Consider the following 13,728-nt stretch of genomic DNA (forward strand, 5'->3'; position numbering starts at 1 on the left):
ACGTCCGTACGGCGACGCAGCGGACCCCCGGCGCTGGATTCGCCGGGGGTCCACTGTCGTGCCGCGAGGCTGATCAGACGCTAGGCGCTGACCTCCACACCGTGCTCGGCGGCGAGGCGGCGCAGGTCGTCGAGTTCGCCCTGCTCGACGTCGACGAGGAAGTCGTCGCCGTCGTTGCGAGCCCGCGTCAGGTCGGTCTCTGTCGCCCTTATGCGCTGCAGAAGTCCTGCGGTGAATGCGTCCATGCTGCGCCCCCTCGTCCTGGGTCGTGGGTCGGTGGCACGGGGGTGTGCCGTTCGAAAGGGGCGATCACGTCTCCTGTAGGTGCCCAGCGCTGCCCTGCCGGGCGGCGACGGTGCCGGACACCCACGCCCACTCGGCGAAAGCGGATCGCGTCGTGCCGCATGGTGGTACGGCACATGCAGAGTGTGATCGCGGGGTGTAAAGCCGTCCTCCCCCCGCTCCTTCCGACGGAAACCTCAACCCCGCGAGAAAATCCCGCATTCCCGCTCTCACACCCGTCTTTCAGATGCCCCTCACCCGCCTTACAGCCGACTTATGGCCGAAAAGGGCAGGATGGAGGCCGACACTCACCCGACCCCCTGCCCGTGTGTGCTCACAGCGCGCTACGCGGGTGGACACAGGAAGGACAAGCGACGTGCGCGTACTCGTCGTCGAGGACGAGCAGCTGCTCGCCGATGCGGTGGCCACCGGACTGCGCCGGGAGGCCATGGCCGTCGACGTTGTGTACGACGGTGCGGCCGCCCTGGAGCGCATCGGCGTCAACGACTACGACGTGGTCGTCCTCGACCGCGACCTCCCCCTGGTCCACGGCGACGACGTCTGCCGCAAGATCGTCGAACTCGGCATGCCCACACGCGTGCTGATGCTCACGGCCTCCGGCGATGTCAGCGACCGCGTGGAGGGCCTGGAGATCGGCGCCGACGACTACCTGCCGAAGCCCTTCGCGTTCAGTGAGCTGACGGCACGCGTGCGTGCCCTCGGCCGCCGCACCAGCGTGCCGCTGCCACCGGTCCTGGAGCGCGCCGGGATCAAGCTCGACCCCAACCGCCGCGAGGTCTTCCGCGACGGCAAGGAGGTCCAGCTCGCTCCCAAGGAGTTCGCCGTCCTTGAGGTGCTGATGCGCTCCGAGGGTGCCGTCGTCTCCGCGGAGCAGCTCCTGGAGAAGGCCTGGGACGAGAACACCGACCCGTTCACCAACGTCGTGCGGGTGACCGTCATGACCCTGCGCCGCAAGCTGGGGGAGCCCCCGGTGATCGTCACCGTCCCCGGCTCGGGCTACCGGATCTGATCACCCGTGGCATCGACTCCCGCACCTCCCCAGGCGCCCCCGAAGCCCACCTGGGACCCCAGGAGGCCGCAGCAGCTGCCCTTCCCGTGGCTGCGCCCGACCATCCGCATAAGGCTCACGCTGCTGTACGGCGGAATGTTCCTGATCGCCGGCATCCTGCTGCTGTCGATCATCTACCTGCTGGCCGCGCAGGCGATCAACACGGGCAACCAGCCGCCTTTCAAGATCGTCGACTCCCAGGCGCTCAAGGTCTCCAGCGACTACTGTCCCGCGGTCACCTCGGGCACGCTGCAGCTGTCGGACTTCAACGCCGCGATCGCCGACTGCATCGACCACCAGCGCCAGGTCGCCCTGGACAACCTGCTCACGCGCTCCCTGCTGGCACTGCTCGGCCTCGCGATCATCGCCTTCGCCTTCGGCTACGCGATGGCGGGACGCGTCCTGTCGCCGCTCGGCCGGATCCTGCGCACCGCGCGGTCGGTGGCGGGCTCGGACCTCTCCCGCCGTATCGAGCTGGACGGTCCGGACGACGAGATCAAGGAACTGGCCGACACCTTCGACGACATGCTGGAGCGGCTGGAGCGGGCCTTCACGGCCCAGCAGCGCTTCGTCGGCAACGCCTCGCACGAGCTGCGGACACCGCTGGCGATCAACCGCACGCTCCTGGAGGTGCACCTGTCCGATCCCGGTGCGCCGATGGAGCTCCAGCAGCTCGGCAGGACGCTGCTGGCCACCAACGAGCGCAGCGAGCAGCTCGTGGAGGGGCTGTTGCTGCTCGCCCGCAGCGACAACCAGATCGTCGAGCGCAAGCCGGTGGACCTCGCCGAGGTGGCCGAACAGGCGGTCGACCAGGTGTACGGCGAGGCGGAGGCCAAGGGCGTGGCGATCCGCGGCGAGCAGAAGTCGGCCGTCGTCCAGGGCAACGGCGTCCTGCTGGAGCGGATCGCCCTCAACCTGGTGCAGAACGCCGTGCGCTACAACGTGTCCAAGGACGGCTGGGTCGAGGTGACCACGGAGGTCCAGCACGGTCAGGCGGTGCTCACCGTGTCCAACACGGGCCCGGTCGTGCCGGCGTACGAGGTCGACAATCTCTTCGAGCCCTTCAAGAGGCTGCGCGGTGCCGACCGCACCGGCAGCGACAAGGGGGTCGGGCTCGGTCTGTCCATCGTGCGGTCCGTGGCGCGGGCGCACGGCGGGCACATCACGGCCCAGCCGCGCGAAGGGGGTGGGCTCGTGATGCGAGTTGCCCTACCGGTCTGAGATCATGGCCCCCGCACTGAGATCGACACATAAGGATGTTCGCTTTGCGCGGAATTTTCTGGGCACCGAGTGGACCCTTCCGTGTGTGATCGATCACAAGGGGGATTTTCTCGCCATGAACTCTCCGTGATCATGCAGCCTGTCGGAAAGCCGGGATAATCCGGGTTTTCAAGGGCATTGTTCACGGGAAGTACACGGTGAGACGCCTTTGAAGTGCGGGATTCGGACCGTGTACGGTCCCCATCGCCATCCAACCCGATCACTCAAGAGGGGTCCGGTTGGGTGTCGATTGAGTAACAGACCTTGATGTGAGGCAAAATCTCCGCCTCGGGTCGGGCACAAGTCCGGCCTCTCACGCGTTACGTGCGCTGGAGACACCGCAGACACCCAGAGGGGGAGAGCGACATGGCAACGGATTACGACACCCCACGCAAGACCGACGACGACGTTGACTCGGACAGCCTTGAAGAGCTCAAGGCCCGTCGGAACGACAAGTCGACGTCCGCCGTGGACGTCGACGAGTTCGAGGCCGCAGAAGGCCTGGAACTGCCCGGAGCGGACCTCTCGAACGAGGAGCTGGCCGTCCGGGTACTGCCCAAGCAGCAGGACGAGTTCACCTGCATGAGCTGCTTCCTGGTGCACCACCGCAGCCAGCTGGCCCGCGAGAAGAACGGCCAGCCGATCTGCCGCGACTGCGACTGAGGGAGGGTCGGGCATGACTGGCTCGACCCCACCTTGGAAGCGCCGCTCCCGTCTGCAGGGAGCGGACCAGGGGCCGTCCCACGGCCCCGATGGCGCGCGTGACGACGAGCGGGGCTCTTCCGATCCGGGAGCCTCGCTCGAACCGGCGGCCGACCGGGCTGACCTCCCGGCGCCGACCGGGCAGACCGGGACGCCCGCGCCCGTCGCGAGACGACGGGTGGCGGCGATCCGGGACAGGGCCCGGGAAGGGGTCCGCAAGGGCGGCAGCCGGGCCAGGGCGGGCCTGGCGTACCTCGCGGACCGGATCATCGAGAACGCCCCGCGTGTCCCCGTACGGGACCTCGCGACCCTCCGCCGTCAGTTCCCCGGTCTCGGGCCGGAGGAGCTCGCGGACAAGCTCGTCACGGGCGCCGCGAGCGCCACCGCGACGGTCGGTGCGGGGGTCGGTGCGGCGGCGATGCTGCCCGTGCCGCCCGCGATGCCGGCCGAACTGGCCGCCGAGATCACCGGCGTGGCCGCGATCGAGCTCAAGCTGATCGCCGAACTCCACGAGGTGTACGGCGTACGGCCGCCCGGCAACCTCAAGGAACGCAGCACCGCGTATCTGAACTCCTGGTCCGGGGAGCGCGGGATCGACGTGAAGAAGCCGTCGACCGTGAGCGGAGCGCTCAACAGCCAGATGAAGCAGCAGCTGCGGCAGCAGATCATGAAGCGGATGATCCGTGACCTGCCGAACCTCATGCCGTTCCTGGTCGGCGCGGCCGTCGGGGCGGTCATGAACCGCCGGGACACCAGAAAGCTCGCCGAGCGGATCCGCAAGGACCTGCGCAGGGTCCAGGTGCCCTGGGACGAGCTGCCCGGCCTGCCGGCCCTGGAGGCTCCGGCGAACCCGCTGGAGATCGGCGGCATCGCCAAGGAACTCGGACGCTGACCCGCCCACCCGCAGACTCTCGGACCCGGGCAGGGCTGCCTTCGGTAAGACTTGCGTGAGACTCCCGGCCCCGCCGAGGGTTTCACGGTCGGATGAAGCCCTGCACGAACGTTCTAGGCGGTGGCCGTCCGGGCTGCCTTCAGGGCCTCGGCCAGCCGCTCCGGCTCCCGGGTCGACAGGTACAGGTACGGCGTCGGGTCGTCGGGATCCGTGACCTCCACCTTCAGCGCGGTGGGGATGTAGGCGCGCAGCAGCAGGAAGGCGCGGGTGTCGGCCTTGTAGGTCCGCCAGGCCCGGGTCTCCTCCGGGTCCAGGACCTCCGCCTCACCCAGCGCCGACACCGGGATCTTCGCCTCGCCCGCGATCAGGGAGTCGCCCACGACACGGATGCGCAGCGAGCCGTAGGAACTCGCGAGGATCGCCGCCACGGCGGTGCCGCCGACCAGGCCGCCGAGCAGCGGAAGCGTCCCGAACGGGAGCAGGATCAGCGCGAAGGCGACCCCGACCAGGAAGGAGATCAGCCACCAGGAGCGGGGGGCGGTGAGGCGTTCGTCGTACGGGACGGCGGAGGGCTGCATGAAGCCAAGCTTGGCACGTGACCGGACGGGGCCGCTGCCAGGGGGAGTCGGTACGAAGTGCTGTCAGGCAGGGTGGCGGTGGGTGACGGGCGGGCGGGTAAGGTCTGCGCCTGTGAGTGGTACTTCCCAGGCTCTCCAGCCTCCCGCCGACGCGGCGCGACCCGTGCGACACCCGGATGCTCCCGCGCCCGGTGAGCTGCTCGGTGCGCACTACGGCCAGTGCTTCGGCTGCGGCGGTGAGCAGCCCCACGGGCTGCACCTGGAGGCGCGGGCCGGCGAGGGGGTCTCGGTCACCGCCGAGTTCACCGTGCGCACCGCCCATCAGGGTGCTCCCGGGCTCGCGCACGGCGGGGTGCTCGCGACCGCTCTCGACGAGACCCTGGGCTCGCTCAACTGGCTGCTGCGCACGATCGCCGTGACCGGCCGTCTGGAGACCGACTTCGTGCGTCCGGTGCCCGTGGGCACGGTGCTGCACCTGGAGGCCGAGGTGACCGCGGTGGCGGGGCGGAAGATCTACTCGACCGCGACCGGCCGGATCGGTGGCCCCGAGGGGCCTGTCGCGGTCCGCGCCGACGCCCTGTTCGTCGAGGTCAAGGTCGACCACTTCATCGACAACGGCCGCCCGGAGGAGATCCGGGCCGCCATGGACGACCCGGACCAGGTCCGGCGTGCCCGTGCCTTCGAGGTGAACCCGTGAGTAGTGCCCCCCTGAACGTGCTGATCCGGCGCGTCGACCCCGACGTACCGCTTCCGGCGTACGCGCACCCCGGTGACGCGGGGGCCGATCTGCGGACCACCGAGAGCCGTGAACTGAAGCCGGGCGAACGGGCCGTGCTGCCCACCGGGGTGTCTGTGGCGCTGCCGGAGGGGTACGCGGCCTTCGTGCACCCGCGATCCGGTCTCGCCGCTCGCTGCGGTGTCGCTCTCGTGAATGCCCCGGGGACGGTTGATGCCGGGTACCGTGGGGAGATCAAGGTGATCGTGGTGAATCTCGACCCGCACGAGTCGGTGCGGTTCGAGCGCTTCGACCGGATTGCCCAACTCGTCGTCCAGCAGGTCGAGCGGGTCCGCTTCCAGGAGGTCGCGGAGCTTCCCGAATCGGCGCGGGCCGAGGGGGGCTTCGGGTCCACCGGCGGTCACGCCGCCGTGGGCGACGGGGGCGATACAAGCGCTGAGGCCGCCGTGGGCGGCGCAACGGGTGGGAATCGATACGCATCGGTCGTATCCGACCGGGAAGGACAGTGACGTGTTCGGACGTCGCAAGAAGAAGGGTGCCGCCGAGGACGCGGCCGGCGAGGCCGAGCAGGTCGTCGACAGTGTCGACGCTGAGGCGGACGACGTAGCGGGCGCGCGCGAGCGCGTACGGCTGGAGCCGGAGCCGCGCCCCGACGGGCCCTGGGACGACACCGAGGTCCGTGACCCCGCCGAGGGCCGCGTGGACCTGGGTGGTCTGTTCGTGCCGGGTGTCGAGGGCATGGAGCTGCGGGTCGAGGTCGCGGGCGACGCGATCGTCGCGGCCACCGTCGTGCTGCGCGACAGCGCCATCCAGCTGCAGGCCTTCGCCGCTCCCAAGCGCGAGGGCATCTGGGGCGAGGTGCGCGAGGAGATCGGCTCCGGGATCACTCAGCAGGGCGGCATCATCGACGAGGTCGAGGGGCCGCTGGGCTGGGAGCTGCGCGCTCAGGTGCCGGTGCAGCTGCCGGACGGCACGGGCGGCTTCCAGGTCGTGCGGTTCGTGGGTGTGGACGGCCCGCGCTGGTTCCTGCGCGGTGTGATCTCGGGTCAGGGCGCGGTGCAGCCGCAGGCGGCCGGGCTTCTGGAGCAGATCTTCCGGGACACGGTCGTGGTGCGCGGTGAGGGCCCGATGGCGCCCCGCGACCCGATTGTCCTCAAGCTGCCGAACGACGCGCAGATGGTCCCCGAGGGCGTCCAGCAGCAGGACGAAAGCTCACGCTTCTCCGGCGGCATGGGTCAGTTGCAGCGCGGACCGGAGATCACCGAGGTCCGCTAGCCGTACGACGTCGAGGGCCGTACCCCGTCAGGGGTGCGGCCCTTTTTCGTGCGCGGAGTCTTGACGGTGCATTGGTCTGTACCTACGGTCATCCGCCAACGCCTATGTTCATAGGGGTGCTTCACGTTCACATACGAGAACGGAGCCGCTATGCGCCATTCCGTACGGCTGGTGGTCGTCGCCGCGTTCGCCCTGGGTGTCCTCGCCCGGCCCGCCGACGCCGCCCCCGCCACCTTCGTCCATCCCGGAGTCACTGTCTCCAAGGGTCAGTTGGACTTCGTCCGCGGCAAGGTCGACGCCGGTGCTCAGCCCTGGAAGGGCGCCTTCGACGCGATGCTGGCGAGCCGGTACGCCGATCTGAACCGCACGCCCAAGCCGCGCGCGGTCGTCGAGTGCGGGTCGTACTCGAACCCCAACCACGGCTGCACCGACGAGCGCGAGGACGCGATCGCCGCCTACACCGACGCCCTCGCCTGGTACATCACCCGGGACGAGCGGTACGCCAAGAAGGCCATCCAGCTCATGGACGCCTGGTCGGCGGTGATCACGGACCACACCAACAGCAACGCGCCCCTGCAGACCGGCTGGGCCGGCTCCTCGTGGCCCAGGGCGGCCGAGATCATCAAGTACACGTACACCGGGAGCTGGGCGAACTCCGGACGCTTCGCGACCATGCTGCGCACCGTCTACCTGCCCGAGGTCATCAACGGCTCGAACTCCAACGGCAACTGGGAGCTGTCGATGACGGAGGCGGCCGTCGGCATCTCCGTCTTCCTGGAGGACAAGGCGTCGTACGACAAGGCCATGGCGAGGTTCCGCACCCGTACCGCCGCCTATGTGTACCTCGACTCCGACGGCGATCTGCCGAAGACCGTGCCGAGCCAGAACCTCAACACCCGGGACAAGATCGTCGGTTACTGGCAGGGGCAGTCCACCTTCGTCACCGGGCTCACCCAGGAGACCTGCCGGGACCTCACGCACACCGGGTACGGCATCTCCGCGATCTCGCACGTCGCCGAGACCGGCCGGATCCAGGGGCAGGACCTCTACGGCGCCGACGTGGGTGAGCGGCTGCGGCAGGCGCTGGGGTTCCAGGCGAAGTACGAACTGGGGACGGCCGTGCCGAGTTGGCTGTGCGGCGGCTCGCTCAAGCTGGGGCTCGGGCCGGTCACCGAGGTCGGGTACAACGCACTGCACAACAGGCTTGGCATGGGCATGACTAACACTCAGACGCTGACCGAGCGGAACCGTCCGGCCGGCAGCAACAACCTCTTCGTGGCCTGGGAGACCCTCACCCACGGGGACAACCCGAACTGAAACCGTTGAAGGCCGGGCGCCGTACGGTGATACTGGCGCCCGGCTTCACGGGTTCACGGGTTTCACGGGGGAGGACGTATGACGCAGGTGGTCACGGACACCATGGTGCGGGTCGAGGACATCCACAGGTCCTTCGGGGAGGGGGCCGCCGCGGTGCACGCGCTGCGCGGGGTCTCCTTCGAGGTGCCGCGCGGCGAGCTCGTCGCCCTCAAGGGGCGCTCGGGCTCCGGCAAGACCACGCTCCTCAACATCGTCGGCGGGCTCGACCGGCCCGACCGGGGACGGGTCGTGCTCGACGGGGTCGAGGTCGCCGGGCTGGACGAGGACGGGCTGCTGGCCCTGCGCCGGGACCGTATCGGCTTCGTCTTCCAGTCCTTCGGGCTCATCCCGATCCTCACCGCCGCCGAGAACGTCGGCGTCCCGATGCGGCTGCGCCGGGTGGACGCACGCGCGCGTGAGGAGCGCGTCGAGCTGCTGCTCGCCCTGGTGGGCCTCTCCGACCACGCCAAGCAGCGCCCGGGCGAGCTCTCCGGAGGCCAGCAGCAGCGCGTCGCCATCGCCCGCGCGCTCGCCAACAACCCTGCCCTCCTCGTGGCCGACGAGCCCACCGGCCAGCTGGACGCGGAGACCGGCCACGCCGTCATGGAGCTCCTGCGAGCTGTCGTACGCAGCGAGAACGTCACTGCACTGGTCGCCACCCACGACGCGACCCTGCTGGACCTCGCCGACCGGGTGCTGGAGCTGGGGGACGGGGAGATCGTGGGGGACTGAGCGGGTCCGGGTTCCTCGGCCCGGCCGGGCGGCGTGGGGAGGGGCCCCACCGTGCCGCCGGGCCGAGCCCGAGGGCCGCACGCGCCATCGCGCGCGTCAGGGTTGCGTCAAAGACGGCCCCCAGGTCGGCCTGGGGGCCGTTTCCCGGGATCGCCGGCCGTAGGGTCGACGCTGCGCACGCAGTAGTTGACCGGAAGACAATGGGCCCATGGGACGCGGCAGGCTTCGGATCCACCTCGGTGCGGCACCGGGCGTCGGCAAGACGTACGCGATGCTGTCCGAGGCGCATCGCAGGACCGAGCGGGGTACCGACTGTGCCGTGGGCTTCGTGGAGCACCACGGGCGGCCGCGCACCGAGGTGATGCTGCACGGTCTGGAGGTGATCCCGCGCAGGGAGCTGGAGTACCGCGGCTCCGTCTTCACCGAGATGGACGTCGACGCCGTGCTGCGCCGCGCCCCCGCCGTCGCCCTGGTGGACGAACTCGCCCACACCAATGTTCCGGGCTCCCGCAACGCCAAGCGGTGGCAGGACGTGGAGGAGCTGCTCGCGGCCGGGATCGACGTGGTCTCGACCGTCAACATCCAGCATCTGGAGTCGCTCGGCGACGTCGTCGAGTCGATCACCGGGGTACGGCAGCAGGAGACCGTGCCCGACGAGTTCGTGCGGCGGGCCGACCAGGTCGAGCTTGTCGACATGTCGCCGCAGGCGCTCAGGCGCCGTATGGCCCACGGCAACATCTACCAGCCGGACAAGGTCGACGCGGCCCTCTCCAACTACTTCCGGCCCGGCAACCTCACCGCCCTGCGCGAGCTGGCGCTGCTCTGGGTGGCCGACCGGGTCGACGAGTACCTCAACCAGTACCGCAGCGACCACCGGGTCTCGAAGATCTGGGGTTCGCGGGAACGGATCGTGGTCGGACTGACCGGCGGACCGGAGGGCGGGACGCTGATCCGGCGGGCCGCGCGGCTGGCCGAGAAGGGCGCGGGCGGCGAGGTCATGGCCGTCTACATCTCCCGCAGCGACGGGCTGACCTCCGCCTCGCCCAAGGAACTCGCCGTCCAGCGCACCCTGGTCGAGGACCTCGGCGGCACCTTCCACCACGTGGTCGGCGACGACATACCGGCCGCGCTGCTCGACTTCGCGCGCGGGGTCAACGCCACCCAGATCGTCCTCGGCTCCTCCCGCCGCAGGACCTGGCAGTACGTCTTCGGACCCGGTGTCGGCGCGACCGTGGCCCGGGAGTCGGGGCCCGACCTGGACGTGCACATCGTCACCCACGACGAGGTCGCCAAGGGGCGCGGACTGCCCGTCGCCCGGAGCGCGCGGCTCGGACGGGCCCGGATCCTGTGGGGCTGGCTGGTCGGCATGGCCGGTCCGGCGTTCCTGGCGATCCTCCTGAGCGCCGTCGACCTCGGCCTCGCCAACGACATGCTGCTGTTCCTGGCGGTCGTGGTCGCCGCGGCCCTGCTCGGCGGACTGTTCCCGGCGCTCGCCTCGGCCGCGGTCGGCTCGCTGCTGCTGAACTACTTCTACACACCGCCCCTGCACCGCTGGACCATCGCCGACCCGAAGAACATCGTCGCCATCGTGATCTTCGTGGGCGTCGGCATCTCGGTGGCCTCCGTGGTCGACCTCGCCGCCCGCCGCACCCACCAGGCCGCCCGGCTGCGCGCCGAGTCGGAGATCCTGTCCTTCCTCGCCGGGAACGTGCTGCGCGGCGAGACCGGCCTGGAGGAGCTCCTGGAGCGCGTCCGGGAGACCTTCGGCATGGAGTCGGCGGCCCTGCTGGAGCGGGCGGGCGACGTCGAGCCCTGGACGTGCGCGGGCCGAGTCGGTCTCGGGCGGCCCGTGGAGCGGCCCGAGGACGCCGACGTCGACATACCGGTGGGGGACCACATGGCGCTCGCGCTCACCGGCCGGGTGCTGCCCGCCGAGGACCGCCGGGTGCTGGCCGCGTTCGCCGCCCAGGCCGCCGTCGTCCTGGACCGGAACCGGCTCCAGGAGGAGGCCGACCAGGCCCGCACCCTGGCCGAGGGCAACCGGATCCGTACGGCGCTCCTGGCCGCCGTGAGCCATGACCTGCGCACGCCCCTGGCCGGGATCAAGGCGGCCGTGTCGTCCCTGAGGTCCGACGACGTGGCATGGTCCGAGGAGGATCAGGCGGAGCTCCTTGAGGGAATCGAGGAGGGCGCCGACCGGCTCGACCACCTGGTGGGCAACCTGCTCGACATGTCCCGCCTCCAGACCGGCACCGTCACCGCGCTCATCCGGGAGATCGACCTCGACGAGGTGGTGCCGATGGCGCTCGGCGGGGTGCCCGACGGAAGCGTGGAGCTGGACGTGCCGGAGACCCTGCCGATGGTCGCCGTCGATCCGGGGCTCCTGGAACGGTCGGTGGCCAACCTGGTCGAGAACGCCGTCAAGTACAGCCCGTCCGGCAACCCCGTCTGGGTCTCCGCCAGCGCCATCGCCGACCGGGTCGAGGTACGGGTCGTCGACCGCGGCCCCGGCGTCCCCGACGAGGCCAAGGAGCGCATCTTCGCGCCCTTCCAGCGCTACGGCGACGCCCCGCGCGGTGCCGGGGTGGGGCTCGGGCTCGCGGTGGCCCGGGGTTTCGCCGAGGCCATGAACGGCACCCTCAATGCCGAGGACACGCCCGGCGGTGGCCTCACCATGGTGCTGACGCTGCGGGCGGCGAGCACCGAGCCGTCCGGAGAACTTCCCGCAGAACCCGAAAGGCAGGCCACATGACCAGGGTGTTGGTCATCGACGACGAGCCGCAGATCGTGCGCGCCCTCGTGATCAACCTCAAGGCGCGCAAGTACGAGGTCGACGCGGCGCACGACGGTGCCAGCGCACTCCGGCTGGCCGCCGCCCGCCATCCCGACGTGGTCGTCCTCGACCTGGGCCTGCCCGACATGGACGGCGTCGAGGTGATCAGGGGACTGCGCGGCTGGACCCGGGTGCCGATTCTCGTGCTGTCCGCCCGGCACTCCTCCGACGAGAAGGTCGAGGCGCTGGACGCGGGCGCCGACGACTACGTCACCAAGCCCTTCGGCATGGACGAGCTGCTGGCCCGGCTCCGGGCCGCCGTGCGCCGCGCCGAGCCCACCGGGGGCGGCGAGGAGGACGACGTCCTGGTGGAGACCGACGAGTTCACCGTCGACCTGGCCGCGAAGAAGGTCCAGCGGCACGGCAGGGACGTGCGGCTCACGCCCACCGAGTGGCATCTGCTGGAGGTGCTGGTCCGCAACACCGGCCGGCTCGTCGGCCAGAAACAGCTCCTCCAGGAGGTGTGGGGGCCGTCGTACGGGACGGAGACCAACTACCTGCGGGTCTACATGGCCCAGCTCAGAAGGAAGCTGGAGGCGGACCCGTCCCATCCGAAGCACTTCATCACCGAGCCGGGGATGGGATACCGGTTCGAGAGGTGAGCGTCGGCGGCGGGATACCGGTTCGAACGCCAGTGCTGTGGGTACAACGCTGTCGGCGCACCCCGGTACGCTTTCGGATATGAGTGCTGTCCCTCGTTCCGAGAAGCCGGTGGGCCGGTTCCGGCGCATGCTCGACCGGCTCTCCTCGTCGCAGGAGGACCTGGAGTCCGAGGAGCTGCGCGAGGACACCGCGACCACCGGCTGCACCCGGATCGGTGACTGCCACGACCGTCAGATCGTGACCGTTACTGGTACCTTGCGCACGGTCACCCTGCGGCCGCGTGCGGGCGTCCCGGCCCTGGAGGCCGAGCTGTTCGACGGCTCCGCCGCCCTGGACGTGGTGTGGCTCGGCAGACGCTCCATCGTGGGCATAGAACCGGGGCGCAAGCTGATCGCATCGGGGCGGGTCTCGATGAGCCGGGGCCGCCGGGTGCTGTTCAATCCGAAATACGAACTCAGACCCCTCGGACGGGAGTAGCCGGTGACGTCTCTCGACAAGCCGACCGAAGACACTCAGGCCGACGACGCACGGGCGGTGACCGAGGCCGCCCTGTTCGAGGCGTTCGGCGGCGTCCGGGGCATGGTCGAGACGGTTCTGCCAGGCCTCCTCTTCGTCACGATCTTCACGATCAACAAGGACCTGCACCTCTCGGCGATCGCCGCGCTCGCCGTGTCCCTGCTGCTCGTCGTGGTCCGCCTGGTGATGCGGGACACCGTCAAGCACGCGTTCAGCGGTGTCTTCGGCGTCGCCTTCGGTGTCGTCTTCGCGATGATGACGGGCAACGCCAAGAACTTCTACCTGCCGGGCATGCTGTACACGCTGGGCCTGGGCCTGGCGTACGTCATCACGACCCTCGCGGGCATGCCGCTGATGGGGCTCATCCTCGGCCCGGTCTTCAAGGAGAACCTCTCCTGGCGCACCCGCAACCCGGGCCGCAAGAAGGCCTACGCCAAGGCCAGTTACGCCTGGGGCGCCATCCTGCTCGCCAAGTGCGCGATCCTCTTCCCGCTGTACTGGTGGGCCGACACCGCGCAGCTCGGCTGGGTCCTGATCGCCCTGAAGATCCCGCCGTTCCTGCTGGCCGTGTGGCTCACCTGGGTCTTCCTCGCGAAGGCGCCGGCTCCGATCGACGTGTTCGCGGAGATGGAGGCCGCCGAGAAGGCCGAGGAGGAGCTCAAGGCGGCGCAGTCCGCGGAGCGTGAGGACACCGAGGCGGCGGGCGGACGGCACCGGCGCGAGGCGTAGCCTCCGTCACCTCCCTCCCCCCGGTCACTTCCGTTGCTTCCGTTACGACGGCGAAGGGGGGGCCCCCCCCCCGGGGGGGCCCTCTCCCTCCTCCCCCCCCCAAAACCCCATCTCCCCCTTTCCCCCCCCCCCCCCACAACCAATCCCCCCACCCTTTCCCCCTGG

At 70.2% G+C, this 13,728-nt stretch carries 15 protein-coding genes; 13 read left to right on the forward strand and 2 right to left on the reverse strand.

From position 1 onward, the window contains the following. Positions 1-80: 80 nt before the first annotated feature. Positions 81-245 carry a hypothetical protein gene (locus ACZ48Z_RS25205; RefSeq protein WP_468738133.1) on the reverse strand — a complete coding sequence of 55 codons (165 nt, stop codon included), beginning with the start codon at positions 243-245 and terminating at the stop codon, positions 81-83. 413 nt (positions 246-658) lie between these two features. Between ACZ48Z_RS25205 and ACZ48Z_RS25210 the strand changes: the two genes are divergently transcribed. The 4 genes from ACZ48Z_RS25210 to ACZ48Z_RS25225 all read left to right on the forward strand — a co-directional run bounded on the left by ACZ48Z_RS25210 (position 659) and on the right by ACZ48Z_RS25225 (position 4,205). Then, a complete protein-coding gene (locus ACZ48Z_RS25210) occupies positions 659-1,312 on the forward strand; it encodes a response regulator transcription factor (protein ID WP_007385219.1) in 654 nt (217 codons plus the stop codon). Between the two features lie 6 nt (positions 1,313-1,318). Next, complete coding sequence (locus ACZ48Z_RS25215; RefSeq protein WP_468738134.1) at positions 1,319-2,572, forward strand: sensor histidine kinase; 1,254 nt, start codon at positions 1,319-1,321, stop codon at positions 2,570-2,572. A 405-nt stretch (positions 2,573-2,977) separates the two neighbouring features. Then, entirely contained in the window at positions 2,978-3,274 is a 297-nt protein-coding gene (locus ACZ48Z_RS25220; protein ID WP_005481602.1) for a DUF4193 domain-containing protein, read from the forward strand. Between the two features lie 13 nt (positions 3,275-3,287). After that, positions 3,288-4,205: a hypothetical protein gene (locus ACZ48Z_RS25225; protein WP_468738135.1), complete on the forward strand. Its 918-nt coding sequence runs from the start codon at positions 3,288-3,290 to the stop codon at positions 4,203-4,205. Between the two features lie 113 nt (positions 4,206-4,318). Here the strand turns inward: ACZ48Z_RS25225 and ACZ48Z_RS25230 are convergent, their stop codons facing one another. Next, entirely contained in the window at positions 4,319-4,783 is a 465-nt protein-coding gene (locus ACZ48Z_RS25230) for a DUF3093 domain-containing protein (protein WP_468738136.1), read from the reverse strand. Between the two features lie 112 nt (positions 4,784-4,895). Between ACZ48Z_RS25230 and ACZ48Z_RS25235 the strand changes: the two genes are divergently transcribed. From ACZ48Z_RS25235 to ACZ48Z_RS25275, 9 genes are all read left to right on the forward strand, one after another. Next, positions 4,896-5,480 carry a PaaI family thioesterase gene (locus tag ACZ48Z_RS25235; protein ID WP_468738137.1) on the forward strand — a complete coding sequence of 195 codons (585 nt, stop codon included), beginning with the start codon at positions 4,896-4,898 and terminating at the stop codon, positions 5,478-5,480. Then, positions 5,477-6,028 carry a dUTP diphosphatase gene (dut, locus tag ACZ48Z_RS25240; protein ID WP_468738138.1) on the forward strand — a complete coding sequence of 184 codons (552 nt, stop codon included), beginning with the start codon at positions 5,477-5,479 and terminating at the stop codon, positions 6,026-6,028. The genes ACZ48Z_RS25235 and dut overlap by 4 nt, the downstream gene beginning before the upstream one ends. A 1-nt stretch (position 6,029) precedes the next feature. Next, complete coding sequence (locus ACZ48Z_RS25245; protein WP_468738139.1) at positions 6,030-6,794, forward strand: DUF3710 domain-containing protein; 765 nt, start codon at positions 6,030-6,032, stop codon at positions 6,792-6,794. Between the two features lie 150 nt (positions 6,795-6,944). Further along, entirely contained in the window at positions 6,945-8,111 is a 1,167-nt protein-coding gene (locus ACZ48Z_RS25250) for an alginate lyase family protein (protein WP_468738140.1), read from the forward strand. Between the two features lie 78 nt (positions 8,112-8,189). Then, the gene (locus tag ACZ48Z_RS25255) at positions 8,190-8,882 is read left to right on the forward strand and encodes an ABC transporter ATP-binding protein (RefSeq protein ID WP_468738141.1); all 693 of its coding nucleotides are present in this window, start codon (positions 8,190-8,192) and stop codon (positions 8,880-8,882) included. A gap of 208 nt (positions 8,883-9,090) precedes the next feature. After that, complete coding sequence (locus tag ACZ48Z_RS25260) at positions 9,091-11,634, forward strand: ATP-binding protein (RefSeq protein WP_468738142.1); 2,544 nt, start codon at positions 9,091-9,093, stop codon at positions 11,632-11,634. After that, positions 11,631-12,317, forward strand: coding sequence for a response regulator (locus ACZ48Z_RS25265; RefSeq protein ID WP_468738143.1), 687 nt, complete (start codon positions 11,631-11,633; stop codon positions 12,315-12,317). The genes ACZ48Z_RS25260 and ACZ48Z_RS25265 overlap by 4 nt, the downstream gene beginning before the upstream one ends. Before the next feature lie 79 nt (positions 12,318-12,396). Further along, positions 12,397-12,795: an OB-fold nucleic acid binding domain-containing protein gene (locus ACZ48Z_RS25270; protein ID WP_007385230.1), complete on the forward strand. Its 399-nt coding sequence runs from the start codon at positions 12,397-12,399 to the stop codon at positions 12,793-12,795. Between the two features lie 3 nt (positions 12,796-12,798). Next, positions 12,799-13,563 (forward strand): DUF3159 domain-containing protein, encoded by a 765-nt coding sequence (locus tag ACZ48Z_RS25275; RefSeq protein ID WP_468738144.1) that lies wholly within the window; start codon positions 12,799-12,801, stop codon positions 13,561-13,563. Positions 13,564-13,728 lie beyond the last annotated feature (165 nt).

The organism is Streptomyces sp. NPDC031225 (genome assembly GCF_055570355.1).

Bases quoted from the DNA above. Each gene is read 5' to 3' on its own strand.
- ACZ48Z_RS25205 (WP_468738133.1), bottom strand. From the start codon at position 245: ATGGACGCATTCACCGCAGGACTTCTGCAGCGCATAAGGGCGACAGAG.
- ACZ48Z_RS25220 (WP_005481602.1), top strand. From the start codon at position 2,978: ATGGCAACGGATTACGACACCCCACGCAAGACCGACGACGACGTTGAC.
- ACZ48Z_RS25225 (WP_468738135.1), top strand. From the start codon at position 3,288: ATGACTGGCTCGACCCCACCTTGGAAGCGCCGCTCCCGTCTGCAGGGA.
- ACZ48Z_RS25230 (WP_468738136.1), bottom strand. From the start codon at position 4,783: ATGCAGCCCTCCGCCGTCCCGTACGACGAACGCCTCACCGCCCCCCGC.
- ACZ48Z_RS25250 (WP_468738140.1), top strand. From the start codon at position 6,945: ATGCGCCATTCCGTACGGCTGGTGGTCGTCGCCGCGTTCGCCCTGGGT.
- ACZ48Z_RS25255 (WP_468738141.1), top strand. From the start codon at position 8,190: ATGACGCAGGTGGTCACGGACACCATGGTGCGGGTCGAGGACATCCAC.
- ACZ48Z_RS25260 (WP_468738142.1), top strand. From the start codon at position 9,091: ATGGGACGCGGCAGGCTTCGGATCCACCTCGGTGCGGCACCGGGCGTC.
- ACZ48Z_RS25265 (WP_468738143.1), top strand. From the start codon at position 11,631: ATGACCAGGGTGTTGGTCATCGACGACGAGCCGCAGATCGTGCGCGCC.
- ACZ48Z_RS25270 (WP_007385230.1), top strand. From the start codon at position 12,397: ATGAGTGCTGTCCCTCGTTCCGAGAAGCCGGTGGGCCGGTTCCGGCGC.